This window comes from Halobacillus litoralis (genome assembly GCF_020524085.2).
Taxonomy (GTDB): domain Bacteria; phylum Bacillota; class Bacilli; order Bacillales; family Halobacillaceae; genus Halobacillus; species Halobacillus litoralis_E.
Genome location: NZ_CP129016.1, coordinates 2491999 through 2514136 on the forward strand (window position 1 = coordinate 2491999; position 22138 = coordinate 2514136).

Sequence of the window (22138 nt, forward strand, 5' to 3'; positions counted from 1 at the left end):
CTCATGAAAAATTTAAAAGGGAAAGTAGCCATTGTCACGGGTGTGAGTCGTGAGAATGGGATTGGAACAAGTACGTGCTATAGACTCGCTGAAGCAGGAGCGGATATTTTCTTTACACATTATCGTCCTTATGATGAAACAGATGGAGAAGGAGTAGAAGAGCATTGGCCGGAAACGCTTGCGAAACAGCTGGATGACCGAGGGGTGCGAGTCGCTCACATGGAATCAGATTTGAGGGATGAAGACCTGCCGCAGAAATTGCTAGAAAAGGTCGTAAAAGAAATCGGCGTGCCCTCGATTCTCGTCCATAATGCTACATACAGTGTGAACTCGAACTACAAGGATTTGACTTCAGGCCTGCTGGATCATCACTATGAAATCAATAATAAAGGGCCGATTCTGCTGACACAGGCCTTTGCCAAGCTGTATGAAAAAACGTTCCAATCAGATGAAGAAGGAAGCATCGTCTTTTTAGTATCCGGAGGTCCCGACCCGGATAATCTTGCTTATATAGCTACAAAGGGTGCTTTGAAGGCAATCACCCCGCCTTTAGCAACAGGACTTGCGCCCATCGGAATCAATGTGAATGCCGTCGATCCTGGACCGACGGATACCGGCTGGATGGATCAGGAAACGAAAGAAGGCCTTTTGCCCTTATTCCCTAAAGGGCGCCTTGGAACAGCGGATGATGCGGCGAAGCTGATTCGATTCCTAGTGAGCCCGGATGCTTCGTGGGTCACAGGGCAGGTCATCCACTCGGACGGTGGATTTTTAGGTCGATAATAAAAAAGGAGGACGATCCGGTGAAAAGCCCGATTCAAAACGAAGTAGGAGCCATTTTTGTCCCAGTCAAGGACATTGAGAAAGCACGCGACTGGTACTGTGATTTGCTTGGAGTGCCAGCGGAAGAGGACTTTCCAGGCGGTCACCTTTACGTATTACCTATGAAACATGCAGGAGTTGTGCTGGATAGCAAGATCTATTCAGAAGAAGCGGTTTTTGCCACGCCAGCCTTTCATTTCAACACCGATGATATCGAGGCTGCATACACGTACATGGATGAAAAAGGAATCGATGTGGTTTCTGATATCCAATTCGGCCATTTTTTCAATTTCAAGGATCCAGATGGCAATCTATTGATGATTTGTAAATGCTAGGAGGAGAACAATGATTTTACATACAGAGGTGGCAGGAGACGGTGAACCTCTCGTCTTCCTGCACACCGGCTTACAAACGGGAAAAACGGATTTTGATAAGCAACGGGAGTATTTCTCCTCGAAATACCAGGTGATTTCACCTGATTTACGTGGGCATGGGGAATCGCCGTCTGATGATTTGGAGGACTATTTCAACAAGGCAGCCGACGATTTGGCAGAAACGTTTCGTTCATTAGAAATCAATCATGCTCATATCACGGGGTGTTCATTCGGAGCACTTGTAGCGATCTTTCTAGCAAAAAGACACCCTGAATTTGTGTGGACTTTGACGATTTCAGGGGTGACTCCACTCAAGCCGGACAATTGGAAATCTATGAATGAAGAAGAGTCAAAGTTCCGCCTGAACCTATTAAAAGACGAAGAGACATGTGCCTATTTCGATTCGCTTCACGGAAATGGGTGGCAAAGGTTTATTCATATGGGACAGGACGACGAATGGTACCCGTTTGAAGCGATCCGTTCCATTCAGTCACTGAACATGCCCATCCTTTATGTGATCGGGGAAGGACTGGAGCATGAGGTTAACGGCTTGATGGATTACAAAGAACAATCGGATTCTGTTCATACAGCCGTTCTACCCTATGCTTCTCACTTGGTCCATTCAGAACAACCCGATTTATACAATAAGACGTTGGAAGTGTTCCTTTCCAATTGGGAATCCTAGTAACGTTTCCGGCATAGAATGAAGAAAAACCGAACGTCCCCGTTCGGTTTTTAAAGACTTATTATGCGAGTCTTCTGATATTAATGGTACTAATATCTGTCATATGAGTGGACTGGTCACTGTCATCAACCCACAAAAGGAAATCGTTGTTAAGGTTGAGTACTTCATCAGCAGTAGTGAACTGGATGAAGACGCCTGTCCCGATCGACCTTCCAGCCGAAAACACTTCAATGCGGTCTCCTGTACGAAGCATATCTCTCACCTCCTAACATAGAGGGATAATCTATTCTATGAAAATGGGAAAAGGAAAGCTTGGACTCGTATGTACTTTTATATGTTTGGCTCTATTAAAGTTCGTTGTTGATGGTTATTATCTCGAAACTAAGTCTTCGATGAACCGGCAGGATTGTAGAAGACTTGATTTCGAGACTTTTGTTGAGTGTATCGGGTCTGCGGGGAATAACTCGCTTTCCACGGGAGCGCGTTGTGCCTCCTCAGGCTGAAGCCTTGCGGGGTCTCACCTAGCACTCTTTTCCCGCAGGAGTCTCGCCATTCCCCTCCGCCCCTATGCTGTAAGAGAGTCTCGAAACTCCTTCTTAAATATTTATAGGATTTGTAATTAAGAGTGAGGATATAACGAGCCTTCGTAGTGTGAAACCTTGATATAGAGCACTTTATGCCTGCTTCGAAGTGAGACTCATCTTGGTATAGGGATTCGTTTCTCTCCTGCATGGAATGGGGTGATTGGGAAGCTGCGAGACTCCCGTGGGAGAAGGAGATAGGCGAGATCCCGCAGGACGTAGTCCGAGGAAGCTCGGCACTCTCCCACAGGAAAGCGAGTGGCTTCCCAATCACCCCTGGATCCCTATATGGCAAACGAATCCCGGTTATTTCAAAACTGATTCTTCAAGAATAGGGAGCGTTAGTTGAATAAGTTAATACAAAAAAAGAAATTTAATAAATTTTGGAGGTTCCTCTTCTTTTGCTAATATGATCATTACTAAAGTTTAACAGAGCCATATGTATAATAGGGAAGGAGGGCGTATGGATGAAGAGGTTTGCTGTGATGACAGATGTCCATGGAAATATCTATGCCTTACAAGCTGTGCTTCGTGATATCAAAGAACAGAATGTAGATTTCACGGTGTGTACGGGAGACCTGATAGGGATCGGTCCTTTTTCCAATCAAGTGTGCGAATGGTTATATTCCTTAAAGGACACAGAAATTGTGACTGGAAATCATGATGAAGCGGTTCTTGCCCTTATGAATGGTGAGCCTTATCCTGAAAGTAGGATCAATGTGAAAGAGCATCATCAGTGGATTGCCGATCGATTGTATAAGAGATACGCAAGATGGTTGGAAAGACTACCACGGCAGATTGTTACAGAGATCGAAGCACGTACATTTCAGTTCACACACTATCCTATGGACACAAAAGCAAGTAACCTGCCTATAAATGAAGATCCATTCGACCAAATCGGTCCACCGAATGGAGTAAACTTTTCACGATTGGTTGAATTAGAAGCGGAGACTGTCCTATGCTTCGGTCATGACCATGATGACCACCATTTTTCCATGAACGAGAGGGTATTTTTTAATCCAGGTGCTTTGGGTTGTAACAACGTACCTTATGCACGCTATGGAATCATAGAAGTAGACAATGGAAATGTCCGGTTCATCAAGCGTCAAGTGCCTTATCCAATGGCTACATACTTAGAACACTTAAATCGGATCGACTTCCCGCGCAAGGAAGTGATTCTGAAGATTTTTCAAAAAAATAGGAGGACCCATCATGACACCACCGAAACACATTGTATCAGCAGCGACTATTATAACGAATGAAGAAAAGGAAGTACTCCTAATTAAAGGACCGAAGCGGGGCTGGGAGATGCCTGGAGGTCAAGTGGAGGAAGGCGAATCATTGAAAGCGGCCGCGATCAGAGAAACGAAAGAAGAGTGCGGGTTGGAAGTTGAAGTCACTAGGTTTTGCGGTGTGTTTCAAAACGTCGATCGTTCTATTTGCAACACGCTGTTCTTAGGAAAAGCGGTTGGAGGAACATTGAGGACGACAGATGAAGCGTTGGAAGTCGGTTTCTTTCCATTGGAGAAAGCGCGTGAAATGGTAACATGGGGCAACTTCTGGGAGAGAATCGAGCTCTGTTTAGATGAAAGCCGTCAGCCATTTTTAGTGGACTTCTGATTTTCTTACTTATAAAAAAGGAACTTCCGCGAAGGAAGTTCCTTTTCTATTTATTCCACCCATTTCACGACATCGTCGAGAGAACGGCGTGACTTTTCAGGCTGCTCCTGTGCACGGTAACCGAATGCACACATGACGGAAATGCGGAAGCTTCCGTCCTCGAGAAGGCCTTCGTTTTCCAGGAGTTCATTCATTTTGGTCATATTGAAACCTTCAATCGGGCAGGAGTCGATGCCGATTTCAGCTGCAGCTGTCATCATGTTGGATAGAGCAATATACGTTTGCTTTCCAGCCCAGTCATAAAGAGGGCGATCGCCTTCTAGAAGGTCGAAATCTTCTTTTTGAAACTCTTCGATCCGGCTCAAGTATTTTTCCAGAAAATCATCGGGCAACTGTTTAACGTTCTTGAAGTGATCTTGCAAGTATTCGGAATCGTACTGGGTATCTTTCCTCGTCCTTGCTAGGAAAATGACGAAGTGACTGGCATCTGGAAGTTTCCCATACGCTCCCCAGGCCGTTTCTTTGATTTTTTGTCTCAGTTCAGGATTCTGAACGACGACAAAACGCCAAGGTTCAAAACCGAACGAGCTTGGAGATAACCGGCCGACTTCCAGGATGAATTTGAAATCATCTTCTGGAATAGTTTGATCCGGGTCAAATTGCTTGGTCGCATGCCTGAACTTGGCCGCGTCTAGAATTTCCTGCTTTTTCGTTTCTTTGTCACTCATCTTTCTTTCCCTCCTTGTTTCGTTTACAAAAGTAATATACCACGGAGGAGAAGGTAGATTCATGACTTTTGCTTTAGACGGCTTCCTGGTATGCAGTTTCTCCTCCAGGGTGCAAGCGATAATAGATCGGATACGCTCTCGTGTAGAAATATTGAATTACGGGCCCGAGAAAGAGCATCGGTGCAAGGGTGCCCAATCCGACCGGCCCACCAATGGCCAAGGCAAGGCTTGTCATAATCACCGCCACCAAAGTTTGACCTGTCTGAAGACTCAACTGAAACCTGGAACTTACCGCCAAGGAACAGCTGATCGACTGGAGCTCTCGGGAATTGAGGCAGGATATAGATGGCAACTCCCAATCCGATGAATCCGACTCCCGCAAACAGCGTCACGACTTGCAAAGCGAATGGGGCGGTGGACAAGTTGACCGGAGCAAATACAAATTCCAACCAAAAGTCCAAAATCAAACTTTCCAGAAACACAGGAACGACCGCCCTCGATTCAGGCAGGGAATTCATCAATTTGGCATTGATGAAGATGATGATCAGTTGAAAAGCTCCGTACCAAAACCCGACGGTATAACCGAAGTGATCGGATACCCCGATGAAAAACGAGGTCCAGAAACCAGCACCGAGCGTAGCGTTGATGAGTAGCGCGACTCCAAAGAAATTGATGAACATTCCGACAAGGTAAACCGTGGCACGATAAAGCATGACAAATGCCTCCTTTCCATAAAAAAAAGTGATCACGAGTAGAGAATTTCTCTAAATCGTGATCACATTTTATTAGCGATTGTTTTATAGGTCAATCTAAAAATTTTGGAAAGAAAACCGAGTCCCGGCATGGAGGAATTTCGACTTTTAAAAGACTTTTGTCGTCCAGTCTTCGCAGTTCCAAACATCTGTGACGACATCTTCGTAAAATTCAGGTTCGTGTGAGATAAGCATCACACTTCCTTTGTACTCCTTCAACGCTCGCTTCAACTCAGCTTTGGCATCCACATCCAGGTGGTTCGTAGGCTCATCGAGTACGAGCAGGTTCGTTTCTTTATTGATCAATTTGCAGAGGCGCACCTTCGCTTTTTCGCCACCGCTCAATACTTGGACTTTACTCTCGATATGTTTACGAGTCAGTCCGCATTTCGCAAGTGCCGCGCGCACCTCGTATTGGGTGAAGTGACGGAACTCTTCCCATACTTCCTCGATACACGTGTTGTCTCCGATCTCTTTCAACTCTTGTTCAAAGTAACCGATGTGCAAATGCTCGCCAAGCTCCACGGAACCTGAAACCGGCTGGATTTCACCAAGAATACTTTTCAGCAAGGTCGTTTTTCCGATGCCGTTCGCTCCGGACAAGGCGATTTTCTGCCCGCGTTCCATTGATAGGTTGAGGGGCCTGGAGAGAGGCTCATCATAACCGATGACAAGGTCTTTCGTTTCAAACAAATATTTTCCTGGTGTACGTGCTTGCTTGAAATTGAATTGCGGTTTCGGCTTTTCGGCATCAAGTTCAATGACGTCCATCTTATCCAATTTCTTCTGCCGGCTCATCGCCATTTTACTTGTCGCCGCATTCGCTTTGTTTCGGGCGACGAAGTCCTTCAGGTTGGCGATTTCTTTCTGTTGCTTTTTGTAGGCGGCTTCCAACTGCTGTTTCTTCATGTCATAGACTCGAAGGAATTCATCATAATCGCCAGGGTAGCGGCTCAGCTCCTGGTTTTCCATATGATAGATCAAGTTGACGACACTGTTTAGGAACGGGATGTCGTGGGAAATGAGGATGAAGGCATTCTCATATTCCTGCAAATACGTTCTCAGCCATTCGATGTGTTCGACATCGAGGTAGTTGGTCGGCTCATCGAGAAGTAGAATTTCCGGCTTTTCCAGTAACAGTTTCGCAAGCAGGACTTTCGTCCGCTGTCCGCCACTGAGGTCATGGACATCACGGTCAAGTCCGATTTCGTTCAGACCGAGTCCGTTCGCGACTTCTTCCACCTTGGCATCAATCGTATAAAAGTCGTTATTTGTCAGCATATCCTGAAGGACGCCGGTCTCTTCCAATAGGTCCTGGAGTTCATCCGGATCGACTTCCCCCATCTTGGCAAAAAGGTCGTTCATCTCCTGCTCCATGTCGAACAAGTATTGGAAAGCTGTCCGCAAAACATCGCGGATCGTCATGCCCTGTTTTAAATCGGCATGCTGATCAAGGTACCCGATACGGATCCGCTTCGACCAGGTGATCTTTCCGGCATCCGGTTCGAGTTTTCCTGTAATGATATTCATGAAAGTCGACTTGCCTTCACCATTCGCTCCGATCAAGCCGATGTGTTCTCCTTTTAACAAACGAAAAGACACGTCATCAAAGATCGCACGATCCCCGAAGCCGTGGCTCAAGTTTTTCACTGTGAGTAAGCTCATTGTCGTTAACACCTTTTCTATCGTTAGATTCGTCCTTCTATATTATAAAGGGGAATGAAGGGAAACGATAGGGGAAAAGTAGGAAGAGTTGAGGAAAGGAGTGGATGGACTTGTCTTATGATTGTGTCATCATCGGTGGAGGCATCGCCGGTTTGCAGGCAGGTATCATGCTTGGAAGGTATCGGCACCGAGTGTTAATGATCGATAGTGGCCGTGGGCGTTCCAGTCTTTGTCATAGGTATAACAATATTGTCGGGTTTCCGGATGGAGTCAGCGGCCGACAGCTACGCCAGGACGGGATCAAACAAGCACAATCCTCCGGGGCGGAAATAATGGAAGGAAAAGTCATCGATGTCCACTCAAATTTCATCGTTGAAACGGAAGAAGGGAAACCCTTTCCTACTCGGTCGATTTTGTTTGCTACAGGGATTGAAGAAAAATTCCCGCCTATCCCCGGTATTAAGGAATGTCTGGGGTTATCCGTATATGTTTGTCCGGATTGTGATGGATTTGAAATCATTGGTGAAAAGACGGCTGTCGTAGGAGAAGGAGAAGCGGGTGCGCAAATGGCACTCACTTTGAAAGACTGGAGCGGGGAGATTATTTTCTTTAATCATGGCGGGGCACCTCTATCCCTTGAGACGCAGGGGAAGCTTCGGGAGCACAGGGTCCTTGTCCAGCAGGCAGAAGTCATTAAGTTCGAGCATCACAGAGGTGTACTGGAAGCGATTCATACAGAAGGCGGTCACCGTTTGGATATAGGTAAAGCTTTTCTTGCTTTCGGTGGAAATAGGATTCAATCGGATATAGCGATCAAGCTTGGGGCTGAAGCAAACGATAAAGGCCACCTCCTTGTGCATCCCAGGACGAAAATGACCAATATCGAAGGAGTATGGGCCGCGGGTGATGTGGTGGATCACACTCAATTCGTCACAACAGCCATGGGTGACGGGGCACAGGCGGCGGTCTGGATACACAAATGGTTGAAAGGTGCAAGGTGATATCTTTGATTTCAGACCATGGATATAGGATAATGTTGGTTATACCATGGACGCTTCAAAACCAAAACATTCTACTTCTTATTCATTGATCCACGTTCCATCTACAGTTTTTCCAAGACATCAATCCAAAACATTCAAAACAAATTGAGTGCATAAGGAGAATCGATACCTACATGTTTTTTGACGCTTTTGGGACGGATTCATTTTTATTACTTACGGCATTATTACTGTTCAGTGGTGTGCTTGTAGCGAAGTTTTCTAGCCGTTGGGGCATCCCTGCATTGATTTTGTTCATCATGGTCGGCATGGCTTTTGGCAGCGAAGGTCTCGGGATCGTATATTTCAGTGATGCCGGAACAGCCCAGGTCATCGGCGTATTTGCCCTCGTCATCATTTTGTTCGAAGGTGGTCTACATACGAAATGGGGAACGGTGCGCGCCGTTGCCGTACCTTCGTTATCTCTTGCAACTATAGGGGTGCTGATCACCTCGCTTATCGTAGGACTTGCCGCTTATCTATTGTTTGAACTCAGCTGGTTGGAATCGTTCCTATTCGGTGCGATCGTTGGATCCACCGACGCAGCGGCCGTTTTTGCAGCATTGAAAGAAAGAAACATCAAGGCGAAAATGGGGGCCACCTTAGAAGCGGAGTCTGGAACGAACGACCCGATGGCCGTCTTTTTGACATTGTCTCTCATTGAATTGATCACAGCAGAACAATCATCGTTCTGGATGCTAATCCCGACGTTCTTCCTGCAGATGGGGCTTGGCCTTATCATCGGTCTGGGGTTAGGAAAATTAGCTTCTCTGTCTATTAATCGCATCAAACTGGACTCCAGCGCCCTTTATCCGATTTTTTCTGTAGCCTTTGCTTTAGCTACCTACAGCATAACCGCATTTAGTGGAGGAAGTGGATTTTTAGGTGTGTACGTAGCGGCACTGGTCATCGGAAATAGTGAACTGACGTATCGCTATTCGATTTTCCAGTTCAATGAAGGATTCGCCTGGATGGCGCAGATTCTGATGTTCGTGATCCTCGGCCTTTATGTATTTCCGAGTGAATTGTTTACAGCTTCGATCATGGTTAATGGCATATTATTATCCATTGTGCTTATTTTAATCGCAAGACCGATTGCAGTTTTCTTATCGATGATCAAGATGAACTATTCAACGAAAGAAAAGCTGTTCATTTCCTGGGCAGGCCTGCGTGGGGCCGTACCGATCGTACTTGCTACCTTTCCTATTGTAGAAGGACTGCAGAACAGCCAGGCCTTGTTCAATCTCGTATTCTTCGTCGTGCTGACCTCAGCACTCGTCCAGGGGTCGACGATTTCTTTGGTCGCGAAAAAAATGAACCTTGTGGGACCGAAAAAAAGACATCCCGCATCACAGCATCGAATTGATTTCCATGGGGAAAGCCAAAGCGGAAATGATTCAATACCAAACCAATGCAGAATCAGCCGTTGTCGGCAAGAAACTCCATGAAGTCAGCTTCCCTAACCGTGCCAACATCAGTGCCATCATACGAAACAATGAAGTGATCACGCCTTATGGGGAGACGGAAATCAAAGCCGGAGACTTCCTGTACATTCTAGTGGAAGAAAAGTACAAGGAACAGCTGAAGAAAACGTTAGAGCAGCGCGTACAGAAAAGTGAACAGCTCATGAAAGAAAAAGACGCTTCCTCCTAAAGCGTCTTTTTCTTATGGATACATATCTTCCACTAAAGCTCCTGATTGTGGAAAGCCCAGTTTCGAGACTTTTGCATGAGGATATGGTGGTTGGGAAAACGACTCGCTTTCCGTGGGCGAGTGATGAGCCTCCTCGAGCTGACGCTCTGCGGGGTCTCATCTACTACGCACTTCCCACAGGAGTCTCCTCGTTTTCCCAACCACCATCGATAATAAGATGCTCGAAACCATCTTCACGGGCACAGGGCTTTAGAGGGCGGATAATCCTATAACTACAGTGCTGGAAGATGTTTAAGCTCCTATTATAGTCAGCCCTTTAGCTGAATGATTTCGAGATACAATGAATGGCAAAAGGGGCGGAGGGGAATGGGGAGACTCCTGCGGGAAAAAAGTGCTTGGTGAGACCCCACAGGACGCAGTCCGAGGAGGCTCACCAAGCTCCCGCGGAAAGCGAGTCATTCCCCGCAGCCCCCGTTCTCTCAACAAAAGGTTCGAAATCGAGCCCTGTGCTAATAATGAATATATGATAAATTTAAGGCTTTAGGACATATGTCCTTTCCGGAATTGGCGTCATCCTTTTTAATGGAATTCAGAATAGGAGGATGAACGATGAAAGGTGCTTTATTTTCACTACTCGGAGGCTTGTGCATCACGATGCAGGGCATCTTCAACGCGAGGATGAGTGATTCCATAGGCGGCTGGCATACCACTTCGATGGTCCATCTGGTCGCCTTCACGATATCCATTCTCGTTTATTTTTATGTCAGAGATGGAAAAGGGAAAAGCTTTAAAAGAGTACCCTTCCTTTATTTGATCGGAGGGACGTTCGGAGTTGTCGTCGTATTTGCAGAATTGACGGCCATCAAAATGATCGGGCCGGCCAGTGCCATCGCGATTTTACTCGTCGCACAAATCGGTACGGCTTTTGTCATCGAATCGAAAGGCTGGTTCGGTGAGAACAAAATTCCTGTGACGAAACGGCAGGGAATCGGAATCGCTATGATGCTCGTGGGTGTCATCCTTTTCCAGTTGTAAAAAGGAGTTCGTTTTTATGAAAGAAAATAAAAAAATCAATCCACAACCTTATATCGAGAGGTACGATCTTGAGCGGATCTTTCCAGAAGAATTCATTCCAAAAATCAACGTGTACACCTTCATGAAAGGTGACGTTCTTTTTGCTCCTGATGAAACGTTGGATGACATGTATTTACTCGTTGAAGGGAAAATCAAAATTTTCACCCTGACACCGGAAGGCAAGTCTCTCATCAACCGTTTCAAAAGGCCGCTCGGAGTCATCGGGGATGTGGAATATGTCAAAGGAAATTCGGTCATTAATTCTGTCGAGGCTGTGTCTGACGGGGTGATGCTTGCTGCATCCTTTGAGGACTTGAAGGTTCTTGAAAGGAATCATCCGCCATTCATTCGTTTTTTACTGGAGACGGTGGCGCACAAGTTTTATTCTGAATCCCAGGCGTCGAGCCTGCATATGCTCTATCCTGTCGAAGTAAGGCTGGCCAGTTATTTCCTATCCATTTCTTCCGATGGGGAAGGGACACTTTTTCATCAGGAGATGCGGACGGCTAATTTGAGTGAGCTCGCGGAATGGGTGGGGACGAGTTACCGCCATTTGAACAGGGTGCTGAAAAAAATGGTATCCGATGAAATTATCGAACGGGCGAATGGATCGATTAAGATTAAAGATTTGGAAAAACTCCGGGACCTTGCGAACGGAAACATCTATGAATAAGGAGGGATACAATGCTTGGTGTCTTATTTTCAGTTGTGGCCGGCATTTTGATCAGTATGCAAAATGTGTTCAATGCGCGTGTCAGTGAAAAAACAGGAGCGTGGGCGACGACATCACTCGTGCTCGGTTTAGGGCTTGTCTGTTCTCTGCCCGTCTTTTATGCCATGGAAGAAAGGAGCTTGTTTGATTTCGGTGATGTGAACAAAATCTTTCTGTTCAGTGGCGTTTTCGGAGTAGGGATCGTATTCTGCCTCATGCGCGGAGTGACACTGATTGGTCCGGCCTATGCGATTTCCATCGCCCTCATCTCACAAATCGTCATCGCTTTTGTCATTAATACGGGAGGATGGTTCGGCTTTGATGCTTCTCCTCTCTCTGTGACGAAGCTTGCGGGGATCGCTTTGTTGATCGGTGGTGTGCTGGTGTATAAATTGGAAAAATCGCCTGTAGAAGAAGAACATGAGGAAGTGGAACGACTGAGAGCGTGACCTCACATGGAGGATCACGCTCTTTTTTTCGTTACATATTTTCCATCAGCTTCTTGGCAATTCGTTCGTAATCATCCCGGTCGATGCCAGGTGCGAATTCTTCCGGCAGGTCATCGAGGTCAGGAATCGGAGCTCCTTTTGGCGTCCCTTGGATGACCTGGAGCGGCTGCCCGTTCTCGGGGTTCGTCCCTTTCCATATCTTCTTGATTTCATGGTAGTCATAATCGCTCCATGTATACAGAATGTTATCCAGTCCCTGGTCAAGGTAGGGGCGGGCATAATCAAACTTAGAGTTGTCGAGGTCAGGAACAGGAAGCATTTTTTTCACATCGACCCCTGTAGCGATTTCCAATGCTTTCGCATAAGCAAGGGCATGTGTTCCTCCTCGGACAAGTAAGTAGCCAATCATTTCACGTGCCGTCGGGTGATCGGTCATTTCATAGACCCTCATCTTATGTGTTCGTGCACCGAGTTCGAGAAAGAAGTTGTGCAAAAGATCTAGCACCAGGTTTCCACTGGAAAAAACGTTATCGCCCGTCCAGGCACGTCCCATCGAATCGCCGGGGAGCGCCGTTTGGGCTGTGGCGATGAATTGATAGGAATTCCTTTTGTTCAACCCGTTTTGGAGGGGAGCGATATTGGGATCACCGGTAAAAGTCACTCCGCGGGTGAGGAGGTTGATCGAATTGTTCACCAGTTCGACATGTCCGAATTCTTCCGCTGTAATACTTGCCACTAGATCGTAGAATGGACGGTGTTTTTTCTTTTGGCGAAAAGCCAAGGACTGAAACATGTAGTTATTCAATGTAGACATTTCGCCGAACTTTCCACCTAAAAGTTCTTGAACAGCAGCTGCTGCATTAGCGTCGCCGTGTTCAGGAATGGTCAAAGCAATCTGCATCCGGTCGAGTCGCTTAAACATGACACCCTCCTTTTACTTGTATCGTTGATCAGGATACACCCAAACGATCTGCTGGGTCCTTACGAAAAATGGAGTTCCACTCACCTCGACGACAATATGATCCGGCATGACCGTCTTCAACCCGCCGCGTACAGACCCTTGTGTCGTCTGGACGACGACAGGTGCGCCTTGAATGGACAAGAGCGTCTGGTACACATATGGGTCGATTGCGGAATTCATGGACACGTTTTGAGAATTCATACATTCTGCTCCCTTCACAGGTAGTCTCACTTAAAGATGTATATGTACAAACCTCCTTTTTAGGCATCCTGTCCGGGAAAAAGAAGCGAAGGATCGTATGCTCGGCATTGTGACTTTACGTATATTAGCGAGTTTCCGGATTTTATTAGCAGGTTTTGGAGTTTTATTAGCGACTTCACTGATAATATTAGCAACTGTCTGCTATGTTGATGATCTTCTACGAGCTGAGCGATAAGTATTTCTTTAGCACAAGCAGCGGCCAAATGTAGTTGTAGCTATGATAGTAGATGTAAATGTTTCATGGCAGGCCTGCGCCTGTCGGGTATTCGTACGTCCAATCCTTCGCTTCCAGTTTTCGAAGCAAACAAGCGATTCCTTTTTCTATGCTCGGCGTCCGTTTTTCGTATACCATCATCAAGGCATCCAGAGCCCAGGAGGTTTGCGGAAGGGTGCTCTCTCCTAAAGGAATATAGATCTTCTCTTGATCACTTTTACACGATTCTCCCCAACCGCCGTCTTCGTTCTGTATGCTTTCAATAAATTGGACACCCCTTTTGACGAAGCGGTCGTCTTTGCTCACTCCTACAGCCCGCATACCCGTGAGAGCAGCCCATGTTCCATATATGTAGGTGATTCCCCAGCGGCCATACCAGGAACCATCGTTTTCCTGATGAGAGCGCAGCCAGTTCAGAGCTTTTTGAACACGAGGATCCGTCAGGGGGGAATCGAGCATCTGTACCGAGAAATTCAAGTGTCCGTCCCGTCAAGTCTGCTGTAGAAGGATCGATGCTTACGGACTCGGCCCCGTCTATGGGCACAAACTTCATGAGAGGATTTGTCTTCCCTTTCTCGAAGGCAGGCCAGCCACCGTCTTCATTTTGCATCGCGAGCACCCACTTTAAGCCTCTCGTGTAATGGCTCTGGAGAGAGGGGTCTTTACGAAGTGCTCTCAATGCAGCTGTCGTGTCATCAACATCCGGATGAATGCTGTTGCTTTTAGAAAATCCCCAACCCCCGGGTTCTGTATAGTTGGTATCTACCATCCAGTCACCGAATTTGGTCTGTTGATGCTGCAAAAGAAATTGTTCAGCTCCATGTAAAGGGACATCAGATGTGGGATGAGCTTGAAGGACATAACTCAACAATGCCGTATCCCATATATCAGAGGGCGAGTTTTGGATATGGAGGCCATGCTCCGTGACACATCCATGATGGATGATCAGCCCCTGGATAGCTTTTTTGATCAAGGGATCATGTTTCTGATAACCACAACTCACCAACGCATAAATCATATAAAAAGTGGAAGAGAAATAACTGTAGAGGGTCCCATCCGACTCGATGCGCTGCAACATGTATGTAAGCAGACGCTGCCTTGAAAGCATATAGAGTCTGTGAGGAAGTCCAGTCAAGGATTTGACCGCATCTTGAACACTCGTCAATAATGACCGGCTTTCCTCAGGAAGGAAGTCTTGATCCTCTCTAATGAGACAGTCACTCATATCAGGGACCTGCTTGTTTTTCATCACAAAAGGTTGATCGGATAAGAGCAGAACGGGTGCCATGTGCACACGAGCGTAACTACTGAAGTCATAAAAAGAAATAGGAGAAGATGGGGGGAGTAATATGATGTGAACAGGCAAATGGAACAGATTCGGCCATGGGTACTGTCCGTGGATGGCCAGTGTGATTTTGGTCATAGAATGAGCACGATTCAGGCCGCCGTGCTTCCGGATGAATGATTTGGCTTTCATGATCGGGAGGTCATCCTTTGAATAGTATCCAGCATAAAGAAGAGCGAAAACCGCTTCGATCGTTGCGGACAAGTTGCCTTCATCATCCGCATAGAGCTTCCAGTACCCCTTTTCATTTTGAAGGGAAGAGAGCCTCTGACACAACTTTGAGGTGAGCTCTTTTTCTTTCGTGAACGTTTGCAGCAAAAGAATCATATTGGCATCCGTCATCAAACTGTTTTCAAAACAAAAATGAAAACGCCCGTCGTCCGTCTGGCGTGATTGTATCTCAGCAATCAGTTGAGCTATGGCTTTATTAATATGTTCGTACACATTCATCACCCTCTTTGATTCCATCCTTCTTATTTTTATGATGAGGATGACGGATTCAGAAGGAGCTATTAGCACATAAAAAACGAGCTTCCTGAACAGGAAGCTCGTTTTTTCTTTATTTCAAATTCTCCCGGATATACTTGATGATCTTTCTGATTTCATCCGGATGTGGACGGCCGAATGGGCTTGTCTGTCGTTGTTGGTATAATACACGTCCCTGCTCGTCGGTTAAGAAGTAAGCGGGTTCCCCGTGGGTGCCGTGGTCTTCATAGGGCGCATGCTCATCATGATAATGAACTTGGTAGTGGGAAAGGAACTCGAGGTTTTCATCCATTAAAACCGGGAAGGTGAAGTCGTGCTCACTCACCATCTTTTCCAAACTGTCCTTGCTTTCGTGAGTAATCGCGGCGAATTTGATGTCATGTTCTTCAAAGTAACTCAACGTGTTTTGAAACTCGTCCAGCTCACTCATGCAGACAGGGCACCAGGAACCGCGGAAGTACACGAATAAGTACCAATGATTATTTCCTTTGAGATCCTCAGAAAAATGGAACTCTTCTCCCTGCACGGAAGACAGCTTGAAGTCCGGGGCATGTTGATATAATTTAAAGCTCATTGAATGACACTCCCTTATCATTTTTATCGCTCCTACATCCCCATACCCTTTTTTAGTTACATATAATTATTTTTTTCGACATCCAATGATAGGATTCGTTCATATGATGCCATTAGGAGCGAGAAGTAGGAGTTGGATCGTTTTTTCTTAAAGGATTTACACGTATGTTATTGAAGTTGTTAGGGGATGGGAGTTTTCATAGATGGACTGACATGAGTCTGGAAGGTAAAACTCTCATTCTATGAATATGTGTAAGAGAATCATCGTTCATACGGATAAAGAAAAAGATACCCATATTTTGGTATAATCGGGTTTGGGGGTGGGAAAAAAGTGAAAGCAATTCTTTGGATCATCGGAAGTATCGGGACAGTCGTCATTGCGATCGTCTTCCTTTTTATATATGAAATGACCCCGGATGCAAGTAAGGAAACGAAGGCAGAAGCGATGGGAGAAGAGTATATACAAAAGCATTTTGAGGGAAAGGCGGAAGTCTACGATGTGCTCTACGACAATATGGGGAATCATGAATTCGATTACGCCGCGAAAGTAACGCATAAGTCAACAGGGGTTGATTTTCTAATCTATCAAGCTCGGGATTCCGGGAAAGTGAAGGATACCTATGCAAAGAGTTTCTACGAAAATCAAATAGAGAAGGATCTTCAACCATTTGTAAGCGGCATGGAAGGAGTGGTTTCCCATTTGGTACATATTCCAGATGTCCCTGTCGAGTACCAGGGGGAGGATGAACTGCCTGAATTCAAAGACTTGAACCTTGTTCCAAGTGTCATTATAGACTTGAATCGAGAAGCGAGGGATGATGATAAAGAAACATTGGAAGGACTTTTCGTCTTCATGAAAGAGAACCTTGAGATTGAGCGGGGAAGTGGTCGTTTTGTGTATGATCCGTCCTCTGGGGATGAGACGCTGGACATGAGTTATTGAACGGCAGTGATTCTCAGGAAACATTCCTTGGGCCAACTGTTTTATTACTGTGGTCCCTTAGGAAGAGTTTTTTTCTTACAGCAGAATTACATAGGAGGTTGTTATGAAAAAAGTCGTATGGATCGTTTTCATTGTTATGTGTGTCAGCTGTCAGCAAGCAGGTAATGAAGAGGCCACAGTCAGCACAAAGGCTGAGGAGTTTGAAGTCGGTTCCTACACGATGAGGGGAATTCCTGACAGAGTCGCTTTTATCGATGCCCCATGGGTCGAAGGTGAGGCGCAAAAGTACATGTGGCATTTTTGGGGAAGCGAAGATGAACTTACGGGACCGTTCAAAGTCACGGGTACTCAGATGAAAACAGGTGAAACAGTCACCGTTTTCGAAGCTCGAGAGATTGCAGGACCGGTGAATGGCGCAGATGCATCCCTGCCATCCAATATGTCCTTGCCAGAGAGTGGAGAATGGAAATTGGAGACGAGTATGGATGGGGAGGCGTTTGGGACGATCCTTGTCCATGTAAAGGAATAGAGGAGGGATTCATATGGAAACGGCAGGCGTCATCATCATTTTAGCGATCGCCATTCTTCTTGATTACTTTTGGTTCGACCATGATCGGAAGCGTTGGGGATGGATGAAAAACTGGACGCGCATGCAAAGAGGTCTGTTTCTGGCAAGTTTCTTCTTAGCGGCTATGGTTATTTACATCGGTATGAGTCTTTAATTTTTTGAAAGGTTTTTATTTTATGAGAGTCCTAGTAGAGTTGTTACGGATCGTTTTCCTATTCATTTTCGGAGGGGCGCTGGTCTGGGGTGTTCTCGGACCTTTCTATCATGTCCATCCCATATCCGGCGAGTACCAATGGCTGGGCGTCCTCGGTGTGTACGGGATTCTATTCGTGCTATACAGGAATCGCTGGCAGTTTTCAGGATGGTACAAGGGCCGGGTGAAAAAGAAACGGCCTCGAAGGATGACTAGAATCATTGTGTTCGCATCGGTGCTGCTGATGGCATCACCATGGGTAATAACCACGATCAATCAATGAGGGGGAAAAAGCATGGCAGGGAATAAAGTGAACGAGTTGAAGACCACAGAGGAAATTAAATCTGCGTATCATGTAATGAAGGAATTGAGGTCCCATGTAAGTGAAGGGCAGTATGTGGATTTGGTGGAAGAGGCGATGGCGGTGGATCGTTATCATCTTTTTGCCTTATATGCGGATGAAGAGATCGTTGCCGTTACGGGATTTAAAGAAATGACCACCCTGTATTATGGACGTTTTGTGTGGGTTTGTGATTTAGTGACATCTTCTGAGCATCGTTCTCAAGGATACGGCGAAGAGTTACTGACGTTCGTTGAGGACTGGTCCCGGGAACATGGAATGGAAAGTGTCGCCCTTTCTTCCGGAATCAGCAGGCTGATGGCACATCGATTTTATGAAAGAAAGATGGATTACGACCGGGTCAGTTATGTATTTAGGAAATCCTTTCCTGAAGGTCGAGACAGGTGAATGGTGAGCAGTTGGATCGCAGGTGGCGATGGCAGAGAGTCAGAGAGAATGGGATGGGAATTTTCCTTCTATGCGGTTTGATCATCAATTATCCTTTGTTATACGGTATCGGACACCTTTGGGATCGCCAGGTGCCTCTGGTGGCCATGATTTTCTGGTTGTTGCTGCTCTGTGCACCTGTCGTGATCTATATAAAAAGGGCCGTGAAAAAGGGGAGGATAATCGTTGTCTTTTCCTTAGCTACTTTCTTACTTTCTTTGTTTTTCGGTTCGCTTCAGTACGTGTACGGATAAGGAATTTCATCCTGTGCAAATCATCACGATATTTCCGTCGGGGTCCTCGATGTTGAAAAAAGAGACATCGGCAAATCTTTGAATATCACTATTGATGATGTACCCGATCTCCTCAACGAAGCGATAGGATGCATCAATGTCATCCGTATGAAAATTGAAGAGGGGATGAGGAGAGGGTTCAACTTTTGCTGCCCCTGCATCAAGGGTGACGCCTGTAGGACTCTTCATGGGTAGGTTAAAGACTGGGGGATGGATATTTTCCTCGTCATAAGGTTCCCCGATCAATACACTGTACCATCGAACCGAACGCTTGAGATCCGTGACAGGAATGAATGTCGTATGGAGACGGTTACTAATAGGGCTTTTCAAATGGCTTCCTCCTCTAATCGTTATATTTCTACCATACCACGAAAGGGCGTTATTTTATGAAAATGAACAACAAGGTGGGAGAAAAAGACGCATTTACGATCATAGGGTACAGGGTCTTCTGTGATGGAGAAGATTATATTGCAGAAATTCCGAAAGCAGCAAGAATGCTGCACCAGCATTTTCCTGAAGCGAATGTCCAAATAGGAGCGTTTATCCCGGGAGAGTGTAAGGAAGAAAATGACGGGTACTGGATAGGCGTTCCTCACGATCATGACACAAGCGTCCCGGAAGATCTGACCCGATTGAAAATAGAAAAACAAACCTATGCCATTACTACATATAAAGGTTCAAATGAAAGAATTCGGGAGGCTTATGGCTCCCTACATGAATGGATGGAACGGGAGGGATATCCCCGGGATTTGGAAGCCTGGCATGTGGAAGTCTACCATTCGTGGCAGGACAAGGAAGAACTCCACATGGAACTCTGGGAAACGGTACGGACTTGACTCTGTGGTGCACCCCACGGTTTACTATAGGAAGTGGGAGGGCACACCGTGTATAAAATCAGCGAATTTTCACAACTGACCGGGCTCAGTAAAGAAACTCTCCGGTACTATGCAGAGGTCGGCCTGCTTGAGCCTGCGTACATTCATCCGGATAACCATTACCGGTATTATGATGATGGCAGTTATTTTTTAGCGCTCATGCTCGGGAAACTGCGGGCGCTTGGGTTCACCATCCAGGAAATGAAAGAAGTGATGGAGGATGAATCCTTCTTACAACTGGAAGCATTGCTACTTGAAAAACGGAAAAAGATTCATGATGAAATGCAGGTGCTGCAAGAAAGACTTGCTGACATTGATGCATTTTTAGAATCTGGCAGGGAGGAAGAAGAATGATCCAATGGGAAAACGATAGAGTGATTGCCGCACCCATCGATGAAGTGTGGGAGCTTTTCAGAGACTACAACATCAAACGAATCATGCCTAAAGTCGAAGAGCATGAACTGATTGAAAAAACGGAAACGGAAGTAGGGGCCAAACACCGCCAAACGTACCGGGAAGGCAAACGCCTGCAAACTTATATGGTTGAGACGCTTGCCTATGAAGAATCGCCGGAGCGCAAGCATAAGAAAATTGCGTTCGTCATCGGGAAAGCGTTCGAAGTGACGGCGTCCTTTCTATTGGAGAAAGTCGATGAGGAACATACAAGGCTTACTTATTCCGGACAAAATAAAGGGGTGAACTTCGTAGGGAAGGCCATGATGAAACTGGCGAACAAAAAAGGAAATGAGCGTGTAGTGGAAGAATTTCTCGATCGTGTTGAAAAAGAAGCCACCCATACGAACGTATAAGAACCCGTCCATAGACGGGTTTTTGTTTCGATTCCTCCATGAAATGGAAATGTGTACACGTATGATTTTCTCTTTCCCTGCATAGAAATGTTTATAGTTTGGAGAAGGGGATGAGGTGTATGAGTCACATTCCATATGGGTATGGATACCCGCATACTCGGGCGTATAGAAGTGCTGAGCAAAACAACGAAGACATTTTAGAGGGAATCAAAAAGAAGGAAACTGCCGTTCAGATCTTTCGTCAATTGGCCGAGGTTGCTCCTGATGAGTCCTACAAAAATGAAATCCGTCAAGCGTTGGAGAATGAGAAGAGACACTTGAATCATTTCCATAATTTATATACATCATTCACTGGCGAGCAACCGGAATATGAAAAAGAAGAAGCGAATTTCAACACGTTTGAAGAAGGATTGAGAGTTGGCTATGATCATGGAGTTGAAGAGTTTGAAAAGTACCAAAAAGCCTATATAGAAAACCAGGGAAATCAGCTGGCGGATGTATTCTATAGAGCCTGTCATGATAAAGCCGTCACGACCAATCGAATCGTCGCTTTTTCGCGAGGGGAAGGCCGAGTAGTGATCAAAGATTACGGCGGGCAGCCGTTCGTCCTCAATATCGAAGAAGCGACGACTCAAAACCGTACATTTCGAACAGCTTTATGGACGGGTGACCATCTACAGGTAACTTTGATGAGTATAGCGGTGGGCGATGATATCGGGTTAGAGGTCCATCCTGACGTGGATCAGTTTTTGCGAATTGAGCAAGGGCAGGGGCTCGTCCAAATGGGTGATACCAAAGATCAGTTGAACTTCCAGCAGCAAGTGTCTGATGATTATGCCATCATGGTACCTGCAGGCAAATGGCATAACCTGACCAACACAGGCCAGCAGCCGTTGAAACTTTATTCTATTTATGCCCCGCCGGAACATCCTTTCGGCACGGTTCATAAAACCAAGGCAGACGCTATGGAAGCAGAAGAATAAGATGAAACGCTTTTTGTAACACCGTGTAGCCCTAGTCGAGCAAGTTGCGTGTTCGTATAGGGAGGAGCAGACCAAATCGGACAGGATTTGGTCTGTTTTTATTTGACGAGGATGATTCGAAAATCTCTCTCCCCAGAACATATGGATGATAGTCGTTGTCCATGTGTCACTGTTATGTGAAGATAATGGAATTTGGTGTAGAGTTTATGAAAGGCTGTACCGGTAAGACCATGTAGAGTTTCAACGATAATATAAAAGGAGTGATAGAGTGTGATCACAGCGTTGATCGGGAGTATCGCTTTGTTTTCAGTGGCCATATTGTACGTGTTATTAGCTTCTGGTTTTCCTTATGGAGACTTTGCAATGGGCGGGAAATATAAAGTATTACCAAAGCCGATGCGCGTCGCCAGTGCGATATCTGTTTGGATTCAATTGGCTGCAATTCTATTTATCTTACAAGTGGGAAATGTCATTTCCATAGACTTCATGGCACCTATGGCAAAAGGAGCGTGTTACTTCTTCGCACTCTATTTATTTTTGAATACAGTTATGAATGCTCTTTCCAATAGTAATAAGGAGAAGCTTGTCATGACACCATTATCTCTGATCACAGCCGTTTGCTTTCTGATCACTGCTTTGAATGGTTAACCAGACTGTTTTTATAGATTGGAAGGATGAAAGGGAAGAAAACGACA

The 22138-nt window shown here is 45.8% G+C and carries 29 protein-coding genes and 2 pseudogenes; 21 read left to right on the plus strand and 10 right to left on the minus strand.

The genetic code is table 11. The annotated features are described in order from the left end of the window. Positions 1 to 3: 3 nt before the first annotated feature. From LC065_RS12655 to LC065_RS12665, 3 genes are read left to right on the plus strand one after another with little or no spacing between them, the layout of a single operon-like run. Complete coding sequence (locus LC065_RS12655) at positions 4 to 783, plus strand: SDR family oxidoreductase (protein WP_226590524.1); 780 nt, start codon at positions 4 to 6, stop codon at positions 781 to 783. 20 nt (positions 784 to 803) lie between these two features. Continuing rightward, positions 804 to 1157, plus strand: coding sequence for a VOC family protein (locus tag LC065_RS12660; protein WP_226590522.1), 354 nt, complete (start codon positions 804 to 806; stop codon positions 1155 to 1157). Between the two features lie 10 nt (positions 1158 to 1167). Continuing rightward, complete coding sequence (locus LC065_RS12665; RefSeq protein ID WP_226590520.1) at positions 1168 to 1881, plus strand: alpha/beta fold hydrolase; 714 nt, start codon at positions 1168 to 1170, stop codon at positions 1879 to 1881. A gap of 61 nt (positions 1882 to 1942) precedes the next feature. Here the strand turns inward: LC065_RS12665 and LC065_RS12670 are convergent, their stop codons facing one another. Then, positions 1943 to 2134, minus strand: a complete 192-nt coding sequence (locus LC065_RS12670; RefSeq protein ID WP_226590518.1) for a hypothetical protein — start codon at positions 2132 to 2134, stop codon at positions 1943 to 1945. A 795-nt stretch (positions 2135 to 2929) separates the two neighbouring features. Between LC065_RS12670 and LC065_RS12675 the strand changes: the two genes are divergently transcribed. Both LC065_RS12675 and LC065_RS12680 read left to right on the plus strand, forming a co-directional pair. Then, positions 2930 to 3724: a metallophosphoesterase family protein gene (locus tag LC065_RS12675; RefSeq protein WP_226590516.1), complete on the plus strand. Its 795-nt coding sequence runs from the start codon at positions 2930 to 2932 to the stop codon at positions 3722 to 3724. Continuing rightward, on the plus strand, positions 3675 to 4082 hold the full coding sequence (locus tag LC065_RS12680) for an NUDIX hydrolase (protein WP_226590513.1): 408 nt from the start codon (positions 3675 to 3677) through the stop codon (positions 4080 to 4082). The genes LC065_RS12675 and LC065_RS12680 overlap by 50 nt, the downstream gene beginning before the upstream one ends. Positions 4083 to 4132: 50 nt before the next feature. Here LC065_RS12680 and LC065_RS12685 read toward each other — a convergent pair whose 3' ends face one another. From LC065_RS12685 to LC065_RS12695, 3 genes are all read right to left on the minus strand, one after another. After that, positions 4133 to 4810, minus strand: a complete 678-nt coding sequence (locus LC065_RS12685) for an NAD(P)H-dependent oxidoreductase (protein ID WP_226590510.1) — start codon at positions 4808 to 4810, stop codon at positions 4133 to 4135. Positions 4811 to 4869: 59 nt separating this feature from the next. Next, positions 4870 to 5523 (minus strand): YczE/YyaS/YitT family protein, encoded by a 654-nt coding sequence (locus tag LC065_RS12690; RefSeq protein WP_306163449.1) that lies wholly within the window; start codon positions 5521 to 5523, stop codon positions 4870 to 4872. A 147-nt stretch (positions 5524 to 5670) separates the two neighbouring features. Further along, on the minus strand, positions 5671 to 7227 hold the full coding sequence (locus tag LC065_RS12695; protein WP_226590504.1) for an ABC-F family ATP-binding cassette domain-containing protein: 1557 nt from the start codon (positions 7225 to 7227) through the stop codon (positions 5671 to 5673). A 110-nt stretch (positions 7228 to 7337) separates the two neighbouring features. Between LC065_RS12695 and LC065_RS12700 the strand changes: the two genes are divergently transcribed. The 5 genes and pseudogenes from LC065_RS12700 to LC065_RS12720 all read left to right on the plus strand — a co-directional run bounded on the left by LC065_RS12700 (position 7338) and on the right by LC065_RS12720 (position 12152). Continuing rightward, positions 7338 to 8228: an NAD(P)/FAD-dependent oxidoreductase gene (locus LC065_RS12700; RefSeq protein WP_226590502.1), complete on the plus strand. Its 891-nt coding sequence runs from the start codon at positions 7338 to 7340 to the stop codon at positions 8226 to 8228. 173 nt (positions 8229 to 8401) lie between these two features. Further along, positions 8402 to 9917: pseudogene (locus LC065_RS12705) on the plus strand (potassium/proton antiporter). A 609-nt stretch (positions 9918 to 10526) separates the two neighbouring features. After that, the gene (locus LC065_RS12710; RefSeq protein ID WP_089652086.1) at positions 10527 to 10952 is read left to right on the plus strand and encodes a DMT family transporter; all 426 of its coding nucleotides are present in this window, start codon (positions 10527 to 10529) and stop codon (positions 10950 to 10952) included. A 16-nt stretch (positions 10953 to 10968) separates the two neighbouring features. Then, positions 10969 to 11664 carry a Crp/Fnr family transcriptional regulator gene (locus LC065_RS12715; RefSeq protein ID WP_306163450.1) on the plus strand — a complete coding sequence of 232 codons (696 nt, stop codon included), beginning with the start codon at positions 10969 to 10971 and terminating at the stop codon, positions 11662 to 11664. Positions 11665 to 11675: 11 nt separating this feature from the next. Continuing rightward, positions 11676 to 12152: a DMT family transporter gene (locus tag LC065_RS12720; protein ID WP_226590495.1), complete on the plus strand. Its 477-nt coding sequence runs from the start codon at positions 11676 to 11678 to the stop codon at positions 12150 to 12152. 31 nt (positions 12153 to 12183) lie between these two features. On the opposite strand, the gene LC065_RS12725 is transcribed toward LC065_RS12720, so the two are convergent. From LC065_RS12725 to LC065_RS12745, 5 genes and pseudogenes are all read right to left on the minus strand, one after another. After that, positions 12184 to 13074 carry a manganese catalase family protein gene (locus LC065_RS12725; RefSeq protein WP_306163451.1) on the minus strand — a complete coding sequence of 297 codons (891 nt, stop codon included), beginning with the start codon at positions 13072 to 13074 and terminating at the stop codon, positions 12184 to 12186. 12 nt (positions 13075 to 13086) lie between these two features. After that, entirely contained in the window at positions 13087 to 13314 is a 228-nt protein-coding gene (locus LC065_RS12730) for a YuzF family protein (RefSeq protein WP_226590491.1), read from the minus strand. A 298-nt stretch (positions 13315 to 13612) separates the two neighbouring features. Continuing rightward, the gene (locus LC065_RS12735; protein WP_306163452.1) at positions 13613 to 14047 is read right to left on the minus strand and encodes a prenyltransferase/squalene oxidase repeat-containing protein; all 435 of its coding nucleotides are present in this window, start codon (positions 14045 to 14047) and stop codon (positions 13613 to 13615) included. Positions 14048 to 14108: 61 nt separating this feature from the next. Continuing rightward, positions 14109 to 15401, minus strand: a pseudogene (locus tag LC065_RS12740) (squalene--hopene cyclase); the annotation flags it as partial. 91 nt (positions 15402 to 15492) lie between these two features. Continuing rightward, positions 15493 to 15993, minus strand: coding sequence for a peroxiredoxin family protein (locus LC065_RS12745; protein ID WP_226590487.1), 501 nt, complete (start codon positions 15991 to 15993; stop codon positions 15493 to 15495). A 330-nt stretch (positions 15994 to 16323) separates the two neighbouring features. Between LC065_RS12745 and LC065_RS12750 the strand changes: the two genes are divergently transcribed. The 6 genes from LC065_RS12750 to LC065_RS12775 all read left to right on the plus strand — a co-directional run bounded on the left by LC065_RS12750 (position 16324) and on the right by LC065_RS12775 (position 18737). After that, positions 16324 to 16935 carry a hypothetical protein gene (locus LC065_RS12750; RefSeq protein WP_226590485.1) on the plus strand — a complete coding sequence of 204 codons (612 nt, stop codon included), beginning with the start codon at positions 16324 to 16326 and terminating at the stop codon, positions 16933 to 16935. A gap of 103 nt (positions 16936 to 17038) precedes the next feature. After that, complete coding sequence (locus LC065_RS12755; RefSeq protein WP_226590483.1) at positions 17039 to 17464, plus strand: DUF4871 domain-containing protein; 426 nt, start codon at positions 17039 to 17041, stop codon at positions 17462 to 17464. 13 nt (positions 17465 to 17477) lie between these two features. After that, positions 17478 to 17657, plus strand: a complete 180-nt coding sequence (locus LC065_RS12760; protein WP_226590481.1) for a hypothetical protein — start codon at positions 17478 to 17480, stop codon at positions 17655 to 17657. Positions 17658 to 17679: 22 nt separating this feature from the next. Next, a complete protein-coding gene (locus LC065_RS12765) occupies positions 17680 to 17979 on the plus strand; it encodes a hypothetical protein (protein ID WP_226590479.1) in 300 nt (99 codons plus the stop codon). A 12-nt stretch (positions 17980 to 17991) separates the two neighbouring features. Continuing rightward, the gene (locus LC065_RS12770) at positions 17992 to 18444 is read left to right on the plus strand and encodes a GNAT family N-acetyltransferase (RefSeq protein WP_226590477.1); all 453 of its coding nucleotides are present in this window, start codon (positions 17992 to 17994) and stop codon (positions 18442 to 18444) included. Further along, the gene (locus LC065_RS12775) at positions 18441 to 18737 is read left to right on the plus strand and encodes a hypothetical protein (protein WP_226590475.1); all 297 of its coding nucleotides are present in this window, start codon (positions 18441 to 18443) and stop codon (positions 18735 to 18737) included. The genes LC065_RS12770 and LC065_RS12775 overlap by 4 nt, the downstream gene beginning before the upstream one ends. A gap of 6 nt (positions 18738 to 18743) precedes the next feature. Here LC065_RS12775 and LC065_RS12780 read toward each other — a convergent pair whose 3' ends face one another. Further along, positions 18744 to 19106 carry a VOC family protein gene (locus tag LC065_RS12780; RefSeq protein WP_226590472.1) on the minus strand — a complete coding sequence of 121 codons (363 nt, stop codon included), beginning with the start codon at positions 19104 to 19106 and terminating at the stop codon, positions 18744 to 18746. A 56-nt stretch (positions 19107 to 19162) separates the two neighbouring features. Between LC065_RS12780 and LC065_RS12785 the strand changes: the two genes are divergently transcribed. The 5 genes from LC065_RS12785 (at position 19163) to LC065_RS12805 (ending at position 22091) form a co-directional block, all read left to right on the plus strand. After that, entirely contained in the window at positions 19163 to 19612 is a 450-nt protein-coding gene (locus tag LC065_RS12785; protein ID WP_226590470.1) for a GyrI-like domain-containing protein, read from the plus strand. Positions 19613 to 19660: 48 nt separating this feature from the next. Beyond that, positions 19661 to 20005, plus strand: coding sequence for a MerR family transcriptional regulator (locus tag LC065_RS12790; RefSeq protein WP_226590468.1), 345 nt, complete (start codon positions 19661 to 19663; stop codon positions 20003 to 20005). Beyond that, on the plus strand, positions 20002 to 20460 hold the full coding sequence (locus LC065_RS12795) for an SRPBCC family protein (RefSeq protein ID WP_306163453.1): 459 nt from the start codon (positions 20002 to 20004) through the stop codon (positions 20458 to 20460). Before LC065_RS12790 ends, LC065_RS12795 begins: the two co-directional genes overlap by 4 nt. Positions 20461 to 20579: 119 nt before the next feature. Continuing rightward, entirely contained in the window at positions 20580 to 21443 is an 864-nt protein-coding gene (locus LC065_RS12800) for a cupin domain-containing protein (RefSeq protein WP_226590464.1), read from the plus strand. A 270-nt stretch (positions 21444 to 21713) separates the two neighbouring features. Further along, positions 21714 to 22091, plus strand: a complete 378-nt coding sequence (locus tag LC065_RS12805) for a hypothetical protein (RefSeq protein ID WP_306163454.1) — start codon at positions 21714 to 21716, stop codon at positions 22089 to 22091. The last annotated feature ends 47 nt before the right edge of the window (positions 22092 to 22138 follow it).